We start from the raw sequence: 14,501 nt of genomic DNA, 5'->3' as shown, positions 1-14,501 counted from the left end.
ATGACAGGGGATGACGAAGGTTGTTGTTGCCTGACCGGGCAATGGCGATCATGATGGCCGGGGGCCACAGAGGAAGCGAATGCCTACTTTTTCCCAAAGCCTTGAACAATCCCTGCATCGTGCATTGGCGATTGCAAACGAGCGTCACCATCAATACGCGACGCTTGAACACCTTCTGCTGTCGCTGATCGATGACTCGGATGCGGCCGCGGTGATGCGGGCCTGCAGCGTCGATCTCGACAAGCTCAGGACCAGTCTCGTCAACTATCTTGAGACCGAATTCGAAAACCTTGTGACTGATGGCGCTGACGACGCGAAGCCGACCGCCGGTTTCCAGCGCGTGATCCAGCGCGCGGTGATCCATGTGCAGTCCTCGGGTCGCGAAGAAGTGACCGGCGCCAATGTGCTGATCGCGATCTTCGCCGAGCGCGAAAGCCACGCCGCCTATTTCCTGCAAGAGCAGGACATGACGCGCTACGACGCGGTCAACTACATCAGCCACGGCATCGCCAAGCGGCCGGGCGTCTCCGAGGCGCGACCGGTGCGTGGCGTCGACGAGGAGACCGAGACCAAGGGCAATGAGGACGCCAAGAAGAAGGGCGAGGCGCTCGAGACCTATTGCGTCAACCTCAACAAGAAGGCGCGTGACGGCAAGATCGATCCGGTGATCGGGCGCAATGCCGAGATCAGCCGCGCGATCCAGGTGCTGTGCCGCCGGCAGAAGAACAATCCGCTGTTCGTCGGCGAAGCCGGCGTCGGCAAGACCGCGATCGCGGAGGGACTGGCCAAGCGCATCGTCGACAGCGAAGTGCCGGAAGTGCTGGCCGCGGCCACCGTGTTCTCGCTGGACATGGGAACGCTGCTTGCCGGTACGCGCTATCGCGGTGATTTCGAGGAGCGCCTAAAGCAGGTGCTGAAGGAACTCGAGGCGCACCCGAACGCGATCCTGTTCATCGACGAAATCCATACCGTGATCGGCGCCGGCGCCACGTCAGGCGGCGCGATGGATGCGTCCAACCTGCTCAAGCCCGCGCTGGCTTCGGGCACCATCCGCTGCATGGGCTCGACGACCTACAAGGAATACCGCCAGCATTTCGAGAAGGACCGCGCCCTGGTGCGCCGGTTCCAGAAGATCGACGTCAACGAGCCGACGGTGGAAGATGCGATTGCGATCCTCAAGGGCCTCAAGCCCTATTTCGAGGATTACCATCGGCTGAAATACACCAATGAGGCGATCGAGGCGGCGGTGCAGCTTTCGTCGCGCTACATCCACGACCGCAAATTGCCTGACAAGGCGATCGACGTGATCGACGAGTCCGGTGCGGCGCAGATGCTGGTCGCCGAGAACAAGCGCAAGAAGACGATCGGCATCAAGGAGATCGAGACCACGATCGCGACCATGGCGCGGATTCCGCCGAAGAGCGTGTCGAAGGACGATGCCGAGGTGCTGAAGCATCTCGAGCAGACCCTGAAGCGCGTGGTGTTCGGTCAGGACAAGGCGATCGAGTCGCTATCGGCCTCGATCAAGCTGGCGCGTGCCGGCTTGCGCGAACCAGAAAAGCCGATCGGCTGCTACCTGTTCTCCGGCCCGACGGGCGTCGGCAAGACCGAGGTGGCAAAACAGCTCGCGGCGTCGCTGGGCGTCGAGCTGCTGCGCTTCGACATGTCCGAATACATGGAGCGGCACACGGTGTCGCGCCTGATCGGTGCACCTCCCGGCTATGTCGGCTTCGACCAGGGCGGCCTGTTGACCGACGGCGTGGACCAGCATCCGCATTGCGTGGTGCTGCTCGACGAAATCGAGAAGGCGCATCCGGATCTCTACAACGTGTTGCTGCAGATCATGGATCACGGCAGGCTGACCGACCATAACGGCAAGCAGGTCAACTTCCGCAACGTGATCCTGATCATGACCACGAATGCCGGCGCGGCGGATCTCGCCAGGCAGGCCTTCGGCTTCACCCGCAGCAAGCGGGAAGGCGACGACCACGAGGCGATCAATCGCCAGTTCGCGCCGGAATTCCGCAACCGGCTGGATGCGATCGTCTCCTTTGCGCATCTTAATGCCGACGTGATCGGCATGGTGGTCGAGAAGTTCGTGCTTCAGCTCGAGGCGCAGCTTGCGGACCGCGACGTCACCATCGAACTGTCCGAGCCCGCAAAGGCCTGGCTGATCGAGAACGGCTATGATGAGCAGATGGGTGCCCGCCCGATGGCGCGGGTGATCCAGGAGCACATCAAGAAGCCGCTGGCCGATGAAGTGCTGTTCGGTCATCTCAAGGGCGGCGGCCATGTCCGTGTCATCCTGGTCAAGGACGAGGCGACCGGCAAAGACAAGATCGGCTTCGAGTTCGTCGAAGGCCCGGTCACGCCGAAGCCGGAGAAGCTCCCAGGCGCCCGCAAGCGCAAGCCGAAGCCGGGCGGTCCCAATGGCGGCGGCGGCTCCAAGGGGCCGGCGCGCGGACCGCTGGTGAAGGTCTGACAGCAATCGAAAAAGAGGGGCCGGCGCAAGTCGGCCCTTCCTCACTTATGATCTGAACTTGCGTCTGCCGGCGAGGAACTTGCCTTGATGAGTACTCGCGGGATACGTTCAATCGGCAATGCCGAAGGATTCTCGTGATCTTATAAAGGAGCTCGAAGCGGACGGTTGGCGATATGTTGGAGCGACCGGGAGTCACCACCACTACAAGCACCCGACGAAGCCAGTAAGGTGACGGTGCCGCATCCAAAGAGAGATTTGCATCCCAAAACTGTCAGGTCGATCTACAGGCAGGCAGGATTGCAGGAGCGAAAGTGAGCAAGACAGCGAGTTATATTGCCCTCGTTCACAAGGATGAGGATACGAGCTACGGAGTCAGTTTTCCTGACGTGCCGGGCTGCATCTCGGCTGGTGACTCCTTTGCCGATGCGCTCAGCACCGCATCTGAGGCACTTGCTGGTCACCTCGCTGTGATGGAGGCGGACGGAGACCGCATTCCGATAGCGCATACGCTTGAGGAACTGAAAAGAAATCCTGACTTCGTTGATGATGCTGCCGGCGCCGTCATCGCGCTCGTTTCTCCTGCAAACGATCAGCTTACATCGCTGCGAATTGAACTCGATAGCGCCACCATCAAAGAAATTGCCTACGAGAGCAGCCGGCGCGAACTTCTTGTTACTTTTGCATCAGGGCAACGGTATGTATACGATGACGTTCCCTTCGAAGTCATCCAAGCTTTCAAATCCGCCGCTTCCAAGGGCTCTTTTTTCCATCGGGAAATACACGATCGATTTCCGCACCGCGAGTTTCGTGAGCGATTTCTGGTCGCGATGAGTGCCTAGCTGTACCGTGACTACGTTGTCAGTTGTTAGTCCGTCGTCCCAATTGCCCGCTCGGCTGCACTTCACTTCAAGATTGGATCAGCCGGCGCTCTCGCGAATACTCTTCGCGATTTCCTTCTGCGCGTCGAACTCGCGGCGGAGCCGGGCAAGCTCTTCGGCGCTCAGCGCATCGGCGTTGCTGTAGTCCCGCTTCCAGGAATGATCTGCGCTCCAACGCAGCGGCGACTGCACCGTGGTCTGCGGTTCTGGCGCGGACTCCAGCACACGTAGCGCAAGCTCCAGCGTGAACGCCTGAGAAGCAGGATCGTACGGCTTGCCGGCTGAATTGCCGAGCGGGAAATCGCTGAACAGGAAGCGCGGCACGGCGGCGTGCTCGACGATATCCTTCGCGCAGCCCATCACGACGGTCGAAATGCCGTTCGCTTCGAGATGCCGTGCCACCAGGCTGACGGTCTGGTGGCACACAGGGCAATTCGGCACAAGCACCGCGGCATCGACGCCATCAGCGCGGCAGCGCGCCAGGATGTCCGGCGCATCGGTCTCGATGGTGACGCGGTGGCTGCGGTTGGTGGGCGCGCCGAAGAAGCGCGGCGCGATCTCGCCGATCCGTCCTTCCTGCGCCAGCCGCCGCAATTGCGGCAACGGGAACCAGGTGCCGCTGTCCTCGGCCGAGCTGTGCACGCGGTCATAGGCGATATGGGAAATGCGCAGATCGTGCTGCTTCGATGTGTCGCCGTCATAGACCTGATAAAACTTGGCACCGCCGTTATATTTCGCCGCCGGTCCCTGATCGCCCTTGGCGGGATCGAACGGCGCCGCCGTGGTGATGATGGTGACGCGGGATTCGGCGAGCGACTTGCGCAGCGGCTGGAACGGCGCGCTGGTGTAATGCGCCCAGCGGTAGGGCGTCGTGTAGCCGATGGCCGCATAGTAGTCGCGCGTGCGTTTCATATAGCCGATCGGCGCATCGTCGTCGGGTGCGAAGTCGAGCTGCTGGTCGGACGTTGTTGTCATCTCGTGTGCTCCGAGTGATCAAGCCGGAAGCGACAGGCAATGGTCGAGCAAATTCGGATGGGTCGCGCAGATATGATGTGCGCCGGCGCCCTTCAGCTCCTCTTCGCTGCCATAGCCGTAGAGGACGCCGATGGCCGTCATGCCGTTGCTCCGCGCGCCGACGATATCGTGGCTGCGGTCGCCGATCATGATCGCCTGCGTCGGATCCACCTTCGCCGTATCGAGCGCATGCCGCAGCAGCTCGGTCTTGTCGGTGCGCGTGCCGTCGAGCTCCGAGCCGAACACCTGTTCGAAATAGGGACGCAGGCCGAAATGGTCGATGATCCGCTCGGCATAGACCGCGGGCTTGCTGGTGGCGATGAACATGCGCGGATGCGAGGCGGCCAGCGCGGACAGCGTCTCCTGGATGCCGTGATAGGTCTCGTTCTCGAACAGGCCGATATCGGCGAACCGCTCGCGATAAAGTGTCAACGCCCGATCTGCGAGCGCATCGCTGCCGACCAGTTTCTTCAGGCTCGCGTGCAGGGGAGGGCCGATGCACCAGGTCAATTCGTCTTCGCTTGGGATCGCCTGGCCCAGTCGCTCGAGGGCATATTGGATCGAACGGGTGATCCCGGGCTTGGGATTGGTCAACGTGCCGTCGAGATCAAAATAGATTGTGCGCATTTCGGCCCTGGGGCGTTGATAATGCCCAAGTTTGCTAGTTGGCCCGCCGCCTAAGTCAAGGACTGATTTGTCAGGTCTGAGATGATGCGAATAATCCCGCATTTCAGTGCCGCTTTCGCGATCTTGCTGTGGCTGGCACCGGCGGCGGCCGAGGAGCCTGACAGCCGCGTCGTGCACCCGAGCGTCGAGGAACTCGCGCAACCCCCGGAAAAGTCTGAGACCGCGCGCGAGAGCGAGGCGCGGGAGGCGATGTGCCTGATGATCGAATCCGCTGCACGGGCGAACGATCTGCCGCTCGAATTCTTTGCCCGCGTGATCTGGCAGGAGAGCCGGTTTCAGCCCGATGCGGTGGGCCCGATGACGCGGAACGGCCAGCGCGCGCAGGGCATCGCGCAGTTCATGCCGGGAACGGCGAGCGAGCGCGGCCTGCTCGATCCCTTCAATCCCGTGCAGGCGCTGCCGAAGTCGGCCGAATTCCTCAGCGAGCTTCGCAGCCAGTTCGGCAATCTCGGCCTTGCCGCCGCAGCCTACAATGCCGGTCCGCGCCGCGTGCAGGACTGGCTCGCCGGCACCGGCTATATGCCGCAGGAAACGCGCAACTATGTATACGCGATCACCGGCTCCAGCGTCGACGAATGGGCGTCCGCCGCCCGCAATGGCAAGGTGCCCACACGCCCGCAGACCTCGAGCTGCCGCGAATTGATGGCGCTCTTGAAGCGCGCGCCGAACCCGTTCGTTGCCGGCCTTGAACAGCACGTTACGCTCGCCGCTGCAAAGGTCTGGGGCGTTCAGCTTGCCGCTGGCTTTAACCGCGACAAGGCGCTCGCGATGTATGCGCGCGCGATGAAGAGCCTGAGCGCCGTGATCGGTGATCAGGACCCGAGCCTGTTCAGCGCACCCCTGCGCACGCGCGGGACCGCCACCTTCTATCAGGTGCGCATCGGCGCCGACACGCGGCCCGAGGCCGACAATCTCTGTAACCGCATCCGCAAAGCCGGCGGCGCCTGTTTTGTGTTACGGAACAGGGTGTGAGGGGCTAGCGAAACTTGTCGTCCCGGCCTTGAGTCGGGACCCATAACCACAGGGCGTAGTCGTTTGATAAGGGCGTCGACCAGATCGCCTCACAGATAGATTCCGCGGTATGGGTCCCGGCTCAAGGCCGGGACGACAAACTGCTGCTGCATGCCAGCCCTGACTTGACGCGGCCCGTCTTCATTTGCCCTATGCCGCTCAATTCAAACCTTCCTCCGGTTCTCCGTGGCGCTTCCTCCGCTCGATTCCCCGCAATGGCACAGCTCGTTCCGCGCCTTCTTCTGGGGCGTGCGGTCGGTCGGCTCGACCATTCTGGCGCTGGTGCTGTTCGCGACCTATCTCGGCATCGGGGCGCTGGCGCATGACACGCATTTCTCGCTGGCCTGGACGCTCGCGAGCACGGTGTTTGTCTGGGCTGGACCGGCGCAGATCATCCTGGTGTCGACGCTGGGCTCCGGCGCGACCATCCTGCAGTCGGCGATTGCGGTGAGCGTCAGCGCCATCCGCCTGTTTCCGATGGTGGTGTCAGTCTTGCCAATGATGCGGACGCCAAAGACAAAACGGCGGCACCTGATCCTGGCGGCGCATCTCACCGCGGTGACGCTGTGGGTCGAATGCCATCGCTTTCTGCCACAGGTGCCGCGGGAGCGCCGCATCGCCTTCATTCATGGGCTCGGCTGCGGATTGGTCTTTCTCTCAGTGGTGGCCAACACGATCGGCTATTTGCTGGCGGCCAATCTTTCGCAGCTTTTCGCCGCGGCGATCCTGATGCTGACGCCCCTGACGTTCCTGTTCTCGACCGCGCGCAATTGCCGCGAGCTGGCCGACGGCATCGCGCTCGCGCTCGGACTGGCACTGTATCCATTGGCGACGCTGCTCAACAGCGGCCTCGACATCCTGGTCAGTGGCGTCGTCGCCGGCACGATCGCCTATGGCGTGCACCGGGCAAGGGCAAAGGCGATCGCATGAGCACCTTCATCGGCGACTGGCACGCGCTCGTGGTCTTGTTCGTGGCCGGCGTGATCCCGAACCAGATCTGGCGGATGCTGGGCCTGTGGTTCGGCGGCGGGCTCGACGAGGGCTCGGAGCTTCTTGTGTGGGTGAGGGCGGTCGCGACCGCAATTCTTGCCGGCGTCATCGCGCAGATCGTGGTGCAGCCGCCCGGCGCGCTCGCAAGCGTTCCGGCCCTGTTGCGCTATGGCGCCGTGGCCGCAGGCTTTGCCGCGTTCATGCTGTCGCGGAGGTCGATCTTCGCAGGCGTTGCCGTCGGCGAAGTGATCCTGGTCGGCGGCCAATGGTGGCTCGGCTGATTGCAGCCGCCGCGCAATGCGTTACTGTCGATCGGCAAGCAGCTATCCGTGGATTGAGACATGGTTCGAGAAGGTGAGGTACGCCCGGGCGAAGTCGCCGTCGAGATGCCGCCGGCGCAGGACGCCGGCCTGATCTTCATCGGCCGCATCCGCACGCCCTGGACCTCGCGGCTGATGACGCCGCGCCAAGGCCGCCAGGACGGGCCCGTCTGTCGTCTGGAGATTTTCGAGCCCTGGGTGCCCGCCATCAAGGGCGTCGATTTCTACGAAAATCTCGAGGTGCTCTACTGGCTGCACCAGTCGCGCCGCGACCTCGTGCTGCAGAGCCCGAAGAGCAACGGCAAGACCCGCGGCGCCTTCTCGCTTCGCTCCCCGGTGCGACCGAACCCGATCGCGACCTCGATCGTGAAGCTAGTCGGCGTCGAGGGCAACGTCATCCTGGTGCGCGGATTGGACTGTCTCGACGAGACGCCGCTGCTCGACGTCAAGCCCGACCGCTGCGAATTCACCCCGCTCGCGCCGTCACAGCCCGGCGATTTCGAGACGGAGTGATTTTCTCGTCCCGCTCGTCATTCCGGGGCGCGCGCAGCGCGAGCCCGGGATCCATTTCGCCGCAGCGCATGTGGTCCAATGGATTCCGGGCCTGCGCCTGACGGCGCATCCCGGAATGACGAGTGGAGAGAGCCGTTACCCCAGCGCGGCGATCAGCTTGGTCGCATTGTCCTCCAGCACCTTCACATCCTCCTTGCGGCTTGCAGGCGGCAACAGCGCGACGCCGTCCTGGCGCGGCATCACATGCATGTGGAGGTGGAAGACGACCTGGCCGCCGGCTGGCTCGTTGAACTGCTGCACGGTGATGCCGTCGGCCTGAAAGGCTTTCATCGCCGCTGCGGCGATCTTGTGGGCGGCGCGCGCGACATGGGCGTAATCGTCGGGCGAGATGTCGAGGATGTTGCGGGCAGGGGCCTTCGGGATTACGAGCGTATGGCCGGTCGAGCGCGGCATGATGTCGAGGAAGGCCAGCACGTACTCATTTTCGTAGACCTTGTAGCAGGGGAATTCGCCGCGCAGGATCTTTGCGAAGGGATTTTGGGGGTCATAGGCGGGCATGGCGGTTCCTCACATCAGTCTGAAGTTCTCGGGTCCTAGCAGAAAGCTCAAGCCTCGTCGCCGCCCTTGCGGAACGGGCCAGCGTCAGTGAGCTCACGGCCGACCTCGGCGACATAGGCGCGCTCGCGCTTGAGGTAATCGGCGATCGCCCGGCGCAGACCTGGCTCCGCGATATAGTGGGCGGAATAGGTCGTCTGCGGCAAATATCCGCGTGCGAGCTTGTGCTCGCCCTGCGCGCCGGCCTCGACCACCTTCAATCCGTTCTGGATGGCGAAGTCGATCGCCTGATAGTAGCAGACCTCGAAATGCAGGAACGGATGGTGCTCGATTGCGCCCCAGTTGCGGCCGAACAGCGTGTCCGAACCGATGAAGTTGATGGCGCCCGCAATCCAGCGTCCATTGCGCTTGGCCATCACCAGCAGCACGTCCTTGGCCATGCTCTGGCCGATCAGCGAGAAGAATTTCCGGTTCAGGTACGGCCGGCCCCATTTGCGCGAGCCGGTCTCCATGTAGAAGTCGAAGAACGCGTCCCACGCATCCTCGGTGATCTCCTCGCCAGTTAGCCAGTGGATCGTCACACCAGCCGCAAGCGCCTCGCGCCGCTCGCGCTTGATCGCCTTGCGGTGGCGCGAATTCAGCGTGGCGAGGAAATCGTCGAAGCTCTTGAAGCCGGCATTGTGCCAGTGGAACTGCTGGTCGGTCCGCTGCAGGAAACCATGTCCGCCCAGAAACTTTGCTTCGTCCTCGCCTGCGAAGGTCACATGCACGGAGGAGGCCTCGGTGGCCTCGCACAGCGCCATCAGGCCATGGGCAAGCGCCGACCTGATCTGCTCACGGTGGATGCCGTTGCGAAGCAGGAGGCGGGGCCCGGTGGCCGGCGTGAAGGGGACCGACACCTGGAGCTTCGGATAATACCGGCCGCCGGCGCGCTCATAGGCGTCCGCCCAGCCGCGATCGAAAACGTATTCGCCCTGCGAGTGGGACTTGAGATAGCAGGGGACGATCCCGGCGATCTCGCCATCGAGCCTGGCCAGGAGATGCCGCGGCCCCCAGCCGGTCCGCGCAACGGCCGAGCCAGAGACCTCCAGCGCTGCAAAAAAGGCATGTGAAACGAATGGGTTATAGGAACGTCTTGCATGGATGCACGCAAGACCTCCGGAACTGGGTAAAGCCAGCGTGTCGAGGGCGTCGAGCGAGGTGGGATCGACCGTCGGATTGGCACAAGCGTCCCAATCGGCAGCCTTGATGTCGCTGACGGACGGAACGGCTTCGAGGGTGATTTCAGATGAGGCCATTGAGAATTTGAACCGGTCCCCTGTGCGAGCGGCCATCGCCCATGGTGACCTGCGCCTTGCAAAGATCGTGCATCGCAATGCCGACTTCAAGGCCGCCAGCCACATCTCAGGTTCCCGGCATGAAACCTTCGAAGATCATCTGGTCGGCATAGCGTGCCGCTTTCGCGCGCTGCTCCGCCGTGCGCACGGTCCAGGCCAGAAGCGGGCAGCCGAACAGGTTTCGGGCGATCCAGGGAGCGGGCGCCGGCAACTGGTCGACCCAAAAGGCGATGAAATGCGGCTCGGTGCGAAAGCCGTGGCGCAGGTAGAGCATGCTGTCGCGCTGTGCCGGCGTGAGCTTGGCCCAATACCCGTCGTCATAATCGCGCTGGGCGGTGATGCCACGGTGCAGTCTTGGCATGATCTCGCGCAGCGCCAGCACCTGGTCCGGATCAAAGGACATGCCGACCACGGGGCCGGCATAGCTGCTCAGCACCTCGGCCATCCGCTTCACCAATTTGCGGTCGCCGTCGAAATGGCTCTTCACCTCGACCAGGATCGGCACGCGGCCGGCAACCAGCGCGCAGAGGTCGCCGAGCGACATCATGCGCTCCGCGGTGTCCTTGAACCTGACGGTCTTCAGTTCGGCCGCCGTCTTGGTGAGCAGGAGGCCCGCGCCGTCGGTGAGCCGGCCAAGCGCATCGTCGTGATGCACCATGGCCTCGCCGTCGGCGGTAAGCTGGATATCGCACTCGATGGTGAAATTGCCCGCGATGGCCGCCTCTGCCGCCGCCGGCATGTTCTCGATGATGCCGCGCGCGGCATCATGCAGGCCGCGATGGGCGACCGGCCGCGCCGTCAGCCAGTCGGGGGCCCGCATCGCTCAGATGACCTCGAACAATCCCTCGACTTCCACGGCGGCGTCCGCCGGCAGCGAAGCGACGCCGACGGTGGTGCGGGCGTGCCGGCCCTTGTCGCCGAAGGCGGCCACCATCAGGTCCGAGGCGCCGTTCAGCACCTTCGGTGCGTCCGGGAAGTCGGGTGTCGAATTGATGAAACCGCCGAGCCGCACCACGCGCGCGACCTTGTCGAGGTCGCCGAGCGCGGCCTTGATCTGCGCAAACAGGTTGATCGCGCAGCCGCGGGCGGCGGCCTGCCCCTGCTCGAGGGTGACGCCGGCGCCCAGCTTGCCCTTGGCGATCAGCTTGCCCTGGCCATCGAAGCAAAGCTGGCCGGAGACGAACAGCAGGTTGCCGGTCCGGACGAAGCCGACATAGTTCGCCACGGGAGCAGCGGGCTCGGGCAGGGTAATGCCCTGTGCCGCCAGTTTCTGTTCGACCGTACCTGCCATGTTTTCCGTCCCCGGTTCAGTGACAATCAGGGCGCACTGTTTCGCGCATCGCGCCGCCGCTTTCAAGTCGGCCGCGGATCGGTCAAGGACGGCGCTTTCTGCGTAAGCCCCGGTGAAATATGCCGAAAAACGCATCACTCGCGTCCTCGGCGTTACCTTTTTGTGAAACTGCCCCAGTTGCGGCGCAATAGAGCCGTCACTATTGTGACGAATCGCCCGTTTCCTAAAGGGATATACATGGCCCGCCTGTTCCGGATTCCGCCTCGCGTTTTGGCGATGACTATTGCCGTAGCCGCAGGATCGGGATTCACCAACGGAGCGGCGACGGCCGGAACGGTGCCGTTTCTGTCGCATCAGGCGCTCTACGAGCTCAATCTCGTGAAGTCGCGTGGTTCCAACGCGATCAGCGGCGTGCGCGGGCGCATCCTCTACAATTTCTCCGGCAGCACCTGCGAGGGCTACACATCCGAATTCCGCCAGGTATCGGAGCTCGACAGCGGCGAGGGCAAGGTTACGCTCTCCGACCTGCGCTCTTCGTCCTGGGAGGATGCCGCCGGCAAGAGCTACCGGTTCAAGATCGATACGCGGATGAACGACGGCGATTCCGCGCCGGTGGATGGCGTGGCGGAGCGGGTGGGCGACCACATCACGGTCAAGCTGAAGCAGCCGGTGGCGAAGACCTTTCAGCTCGACGGCAAAGTCGTATTTCCGACCGAGCAGATCCAGCACATCATCACTGCTGCGCGCGAGGGCAAGAGCGTGCTCGAACTCACGGTCTATGACGGCTCCGACAATGGCGAAAAGGTCTACAACACGCTTTCGGTGATCGGACAGCCGATCCCCGGCGAGCGCGCGCCGGCGTCGCCCGATGCTTCGAGCACGAACGATGCGATGAAAGCGATGACCCGCTGGCCGGTGACGGTGAGCTACTATGACCGGGACGCCAAGGCCGTTGATGGCGAGCAGACGCCGGTCTACGCGATGTCGTTCGAGCTCTATGAGAACGGCGTCTCCCGTGCGCTGGTGCTGGATTACAATGACTTCGTGATATCAGGCGCGATGGGCAAGTTCGACGTCAAGGACTCGAAGCCCTGTAAGTGACCAGGAGGGCGATTGCGCTCTGCTCGTCATGCGCGGGCTTGACCCGCGCATCCATCGCCCTTCAAAAGATTTCTTTCGGAGTGGATGGATTGCCGGGTCAAGCCCGGCAATGACAGCGGAAAGACGGTCGGCGTCACTCCGCCTTCGCCGGCCCCTTGTAAGAAATCCCCCTAATCACCGCCGCATTTCCGAACTTCTTCCGCAGGTCATCCATCGCGCGCTCGGCATGGGCGGAGCGTCGGTCGAGCATGTCGGTGTCGTCGGCCGCCGATCCCGGCCGCAGCGCGCTGACGCCGACGCCCATCAGGCGGAAGGCGGTGCCGTCGATCTCCTTCGCCAGCATCTCGCGCGACACCGCAAAGATCTTTCCGGCGAGCTGGGTTGGCGCCGCGATCGATTGCGAGCGGGTGCGCGGTCGGAAATCGGCGGTCTTCAGCTTCAAGGTGATGGTGGAGCCTGCAAGCTCGCTGTTCTTCAGCCGCGCCGAGACCTTCTCGGACAATCTCCACAGCAGCCTTTCCAGCGTGACGAAATCGCGGATGTCGTTCTCGAACGTGGTCTCGCTCGAGATCGTCTTGGCTCCGCGATCGGCTACCACGCGGCGGTCGTCGATGCCGCGCGCAAGCCGCCATAGCCTTCGGCCTTCGCTGGCGAACTGCCTCATCAGCTCGTTCTCGTCCGCGCGCTGCAGGTCGGCGATGGTGCGAAAGCCGCGCTGGATCAGCCTTTCCTGGGTCGCAGGGCCGACGCCGAAAATGAATCCGACCGGCTTGTCCGCGAGCATCTCGCGCGCTTCGTCCTGGTCGAGCGTGGCGAAGCCGCGCGGCTTGTCGAGGTCGGACGCGATCTTGGCCAGGAACTTGTTGCAGGACAGCCCGACCGATACGGTGATGCCGATATTGCGCTCGACGTCGCGGGCAAAGCCCGCGAGCACCTTCGCCGGGATCATGCCGTGGACGCGCTCGGTGCCGGAGAGATCGAGGAAGGCCTCGTCGATCGACAACGGCTCGACCAGGGGCGTCAGCGCCTGCATCGCGTGGCGCACCTCGCGGCCGACGCGAACATATTTCGCCATGTCCGGCGGGATCACGGTTGCCGACGGGCAAAGCTCAAGCGCTTTGAACATCGGCATGGCCGAGCGCACGCCAAAGGTCCGCGCGACGTAGCAGGCGGCCGAGACCACGCCGCGTTTGCCGCCGCCGATGATGACAGGCTTGTCGGCGAGATCAGGATTGTCGCGTTTTTCGACCGTGGCGTAGAAGGCGTCGCAATCGATATGCGCCAGCGCAAGCCGGGGCAGGGCGTCATGGCGAACCAGGCGCGGCGAGCCGCAATGGCTGCAGCGCCTTGCCTTGAAGTCGAGATCGCCGAGACAATCCCGGCAGAAGCAGCGGGGGCCGTTGCTCGTGAGCGGAGCGCTCACGGCACGTCGCGTTCCCATTTGGGATCGTTCAAGACCTGGTGGGCCGCGGCGATGTTGGTCGGGTGCAGCTCGGAAGCCTTCGCAAACGCCTGCACGGTCGCATCATCCCGCATCACGAAATCGAGCACCGAGCTAAGGAACTTTGGATCGGAGGCGGCCGAGCGGAGCGTCTCCGGGCCGATTCCCGTCTCGGCGAGGAACAGGCCCAGCCTTTCGGGGTCGCCGGCAATGAAACCCAGCGCCTGAACCGCAACGATTTCAGCTACTTCGCGGGGATTTTGAACAGGCTTTTTCAACGGCCGGTTTGCCTTTCCGTTAACTTATGTTCTCTAATGAGACGCATCATGCCCGAGTCTTTCGGACCTGTTCAAGCAAGTGGAAACCACGCCACACAAGATAGCGTCGGGCTTAACGGGTTTGAGCGAATCTGGCGCTAGTTTGATTTTACATTTCGACGCGCCCGAGCGCGGTATCGAACGTACCGTATCAGGGACTGTTTCTTACGGCTTTGGAGGGACGGGATGGCCAAGACCGTCCTGATCGTGGAGGACAACGAGCTCAATATGAAGCTCTTTCGCGACCTGCTGGAGGCGCACGGTTATCAGACCTCCGGCACGAGCAATGGCTTCGAAGCGCTCGATCTGGTCCGCAAGCTGCATCCCGACCTGATCCTGATGGACATCCAGCTTCCGCAGGTCTCCGGGCTCGAAGTCACGCGCTGGATCAAGGACGATCCCGATCTGCGCAAGATCCCGGTGGTCGCGGTCACGGCGTTCGCGATGAAGGGCGATGAGGAACGTATCCGCGAGGGCGGATGCGAGGCCTATTTGTCCAAACCAATTTCGGTCGGCAAATTCATTGAGACTGTCCGACGCTTTATCGGGTAGGGGAGTAGAGTT

At 63.1% G+C, this 14,501-nt stretch carries 16 protein-coding genes and 1 pseudogene; 9 read left to right on the top strand and 8 right to left on the bottom strand.

From position 1 onward, the window contains the following. Window positions 1–79 precede the first annotated feature (79 nt). The 3 genes and pseudogenes from clpA to YY7_RS64390 all read left to right on the top strand — a co-directional run bounded on the left by clpA (window position 80) and on the right by YY7_RS64390 (window position 3,321). Window positions 80–2,482, top strand: coding sequence for an ATP-dependent Clp protease ATP-binding subunit ClpA (clpA, locus tag YY7_RS0114915; protein ID WP_028163969.1), 2,403 nt, complete (start codon window positions 80–82; stop codon window positions 2,480–2,482). 118 nt (window positions 2,483–2,600) lie between these two features. Further along, window positions 2,601–2,797, top strand: a pseudogene (locus YY7_RS58040) (type II toxin-antitoxin system HicA family toxin). Further along, the gene (locus tag YY7_RS64390) at window positions 2,794–3,321 is read left to right on the top strand and encodes a type II toxin-antitoxin system HicB family antitoxin (protein ID WP_063623373.1); all 528 of its coding nucleotides are present in this window, start codon (window positions 2,794–2,796) and stop codon (window positions 3,319–3,321) included. The pseudogene YY7_RS58040 and the gene YY7_RS64390 overlap by 4 nt, the downstream one beginning before the upstream one ends. Before the next feature lie 78 nt (window positions 3,322–3,399). Here YY7_RS64390 and YY7_RS0114905 read toward each other — a convergent pair whose 3' ends face one another. Continuing rightward, window positions 3,400–4,335 (bottom strand): glycine/sarcosine/betaine reductase selenoprotein B family protein, encoded by a 936-nt coding sequence (locus YY7_RS0114905; protein WP_028163968.1) that lies wholly within the window; start codon window positions 4,333–4,335, stop codon window positions 3,400–3,402. 18 nt (window positions 4,336–4,353) lie between these two features. Then, window positions 4,354–5,001: an HAD family hydrolase gene (locus YY7_RS0114900; protein WP_028163967.1), complete on the bottom strand. Its 648-nt coding sequence runs from the start codon at window positions 4,999–5,001 to the stop codon at window positions 4,354–4,356. Between the two features lie 84 nt (window positions 5,002–5,085). Between YY7_RS0114900 and YY7_RS0114895 the strand changes: the two genes are divergently transcribed. The 4 genes from YY7_RS0114895 (at window position 5,086) to tsaA (ending at window position 7,895) form a co-directional block, all read left to right on the top strand. Continuing rightward, entirely contained in the window at window positions 5,086–6,033 is a 948-nt protein-coding gene (locus YY7_RS0114895) for a lytic transglycosylase domain-containing protein (protein WP_028163966.1), read from the top strand. A gap of 225 nt (window positions 6,034–6,258) precedes the next feature. Then, window positions 6,259–7,002 (top strand): AzlC family ABC transporter permease, encoded by a 744-nt coding sequence (locus YY7_RS0114890; RefSeq protein WP_028163965.1) that lies wholly within the window; start codon window positions 6,259–6,261, stop codon window positions 7,000–7,002. Further along, window positions 6,999–7,343, top strand: a complete 345-nt coding sequence (locus YY7_RS0114885; protein WP_028163964.1) for an AzlD domain-containing protein — start codon at window positions 6,999–7,001, stop codon at window positions 7,341–7,343. Before YY7_RS0114890 ends, YY7_RS0114885 begins: the two co-directional genes overlap by 4 nt. Window positions 7,344–7,403: 60 nt before the next feature. Further along, entirely contained in the window at window positions 7,404–7,895 is a 492-nt protein-coding gene (tsaA, locus tag YY7_RS0114880) for a tRNA (N6-threonylcarbamoyladenosine(37)-N6)-methyltransferase TrmO (RefSeq protein WP_028163963.1), read from the top strand. Window positions 7,896–8,030: 135 nt separating this feature from the next. Here tsaA and YY7_RS0114875 read toward each other — a convergent pair whose 3' ends face one another. From YY7_RS0114875 to YY7_RS0114855, 4 genes are all read right to left on the bottom strand, one after another. Beyond that, window positions 8,031–8,453 carry an HIT domain-containing protein gene (locus YY7_RS0114875; RefSeq protein ID WP_028163962.1) on the bottom strand — a complete coding sequence of 141 codons (423 nt, stop codon included), beginning with the start codon at window positions 8,451–8,453 and terminating at the stop codon, window positions 8,031–8,033. Window positions 8,454–8,500: 47 nt separating this feature from the next. Beyond that, window positions 8,501–9,748 (bottom strand): GNAT family N-acetyltransferase, encoded by a 1,248-nt coding sequence (locus YY7_RS0114870; RefSeq protein WP_028163961.1) that lies wholly within the window; start codon window positions 9,746–9,748, stop codon window positions 8,501–8,503. Window positions 9,749–9,854: 106 nt separating this feature from the next. Then, window positions 9,855–10,607 (bottom strand): glycerophosphodiester phosphodiesterase, encoded by a 753-nt coding sequence (locus tag YY7_RS0114860; protein WP_028163960.1) that lies wholly within the window; start codon window positions 10,605–10,607, stop codon window positions 9,855–9,857. Window positions 10,608–10,610: 3 nt separating this feature from the next. Then, complete coding sequence (locus YY7_RS0114855) at window positions 10,611–11,078, bottom strand: RidA family protein (RefSeq protein WP_028163959.1); 468 nt, start codon at window positions 11,076–11,078, stop codon at window positions 10,611–10,613. A 237-nt stretch (window positions 11,079–11,315) separates the two neighbouring features. On the opposite strand from YY7_RS0114855, the gene YY7_RS0114850 reads away from it, so the two are divergent. Further along, on the top strand, window positions 11,316–12,179 hold the full coding sequence (locus YY7_RS0114850; protein WP_028163958.1) for a cell envelope integrity EipB family protein: 864 nt from the start codon (window positions 11,316–11,318) through the stop codon (window positions 12,177–12,179). 133 nt (window positions 12,180–12,312) lie between these two features. On the opposite strand, the gene YY7_RS0114845 is transcribed toward YY7_RS0114850, so the two are convergent. Next, window positions 12,313–13,620 (bottom strand): DNA polymerase IV, encoded by a 1,308-nt coding sequence (locus YY7_RS0114845; protein ID WP_035690139.1) that lies wholly within the window; start codon window positions 13,618–13,620, stop codon window positions 12,313–12,315. Then, window positions 13,599–13,898: a DUF3572 domain-containing protein gene (locus YY7_RS0114840; protein ID WP_028163956.1), complete on the bottom strand. Its 300-nt coding sequence runs from the start codon at window positions 13,896–13,898 to the stop codon at window positions 13,599–13,601. Before YY7_RS0114840 ends, YY7_RS0114845 begins: the two co-directional genes overlap by 22 nt. A 225-nt stretch (window positions 13,899–14,123) precedes the next feature. Between YY7_RS0114840 and YY7_RS0114835 the strand changes: the two genes are divergently transcribed. Then, the gene (locus YY7_RS0114835) at window positions 14,124–14,489 is read left to right on the top strand and encodes a response regulator (RefSeq protein WP_027581229.1); all 366 of its coding nucleotides are present in this window, start codon (window positions 14,124–14,126) and stop codon (window positions 14,487–14,489) included. Window positions 14,490–14,501: the final 12 nt, after the last annotated feature.

The sequence above is a fragment of the Bradyrhizobium elkanii WSM2783 genome (genome assembly GCF_000472865.1).
In the GTDB taxonomy this organism is placed as follows: Bacteria; Pseudomonadota; Alphaproteobacteria; order Rhizobiales; family Xanthobacteraceae; genus Bradyrhizobium; species Bradyrhizobium elkanii_A.
This window is presented reverse-complemented; position numbering and strand designations above follow the sequence as displayed.

What these genes read in the sequence shown, in the direction of transcription:
- clpA (WP_028163969.1), top strand. Translation starts at nt 80, where the DNA reads ATGCCTACTTTTTCCCAAAGCCTTGAACAATCCCTGCATCGTGCATTG.
- YY7_RS0114905 (WP_028163968.1), bottom strand. Translation starts at nt 4,335, where the DNA reads ATGACAACAACGTCCGACCAGCAGCTCGACTTCGCACCCGACGACGAT.
- YY7_RS0114900 (WP_028163967.1), bottom strand. Translation starts at nt 5,001, where the DNA reads ATGCGCACAATCTATTTTGATCTCGACGGCACGTTGACCAATCCCAAG.
- YY7_RS0114895 (WP_028163966.1), top strand. Translation starts at nt 5,086, where the DNA reads ATGCGAATAATCCCGCATTTCAGTGCCGCTTTCGCGATCTTGCTGTGG.
- YY7_RS0114885 (WP_028163964.1), top strand. Translation starts at nt 6,999, where the DNA reads ATGAGCACCTTCATCGGCGACTGGCACGCGCTCGTGGTCTTGTTCGTG.
- tsaA (WP_028163963.1), top strand. Translation starts at nt 7,404, where the DNA reads ATGGTTCGAGAAGGTGAGGTACGCCCGGGCGAAGTCGCCGTCGAGATG.
- YY7_RS0114875 (WP_028163962.1), bottom strand. Translation starts at nt 8,453, where the DNA reads ATGCCCGCCTATGACCCCCAAAATCCCTTCGCAAAGATCCTGCGCGGC.
- YY7_RS0114870 (WP_028163961.1), bottom strand. Translation starts at nt 9,748, where the DNA reads ATGGCCTCATCTGAAATCACCCTCGAAGCCGTTCCGTCCGTCAGCGAC.
- YY7_RS0114860 (WP_028163960.1), bottom strand. Translation starts at nt 10,607, where the DNA reads ATGCGGGCCCCCGACTGGCTGACGGCGCGGCCGGTCGCCCATCGCGGC.
- YY7_RS0114855 (WP_028163959.1), bottom strand. Translation starts at nt 11,078, where the DNA reads ATGGCAGGTACGGTCGAACAGAAACTGGCGGCACAGGGCATTACCCTG.
- YY7_RS0114850 (WP_028163958.1), top strand. Translation starts at nt 11,316, where the DNA reads ATGGCCCGCCTGTTCCGGATTCCGCCTCGCGTTTTGGCGATGACTATT.
- YY7_RS0114845 (WP_035690139.1), bottom strand. Translation starts at nt 13,620, where the DNA reads ATGGGAACGCGACGTGCCGTGAGCGCTCCGCTCACGAGCAACGGCCCC.
- YY7_RS0114835 (WP_027581229.1), top strand. Translation starts at nt 14,124, where the DNA reads ATGGCCAAGACCGTCCTGATCGTGGAGGACAACGAGCTCAATATGAAG.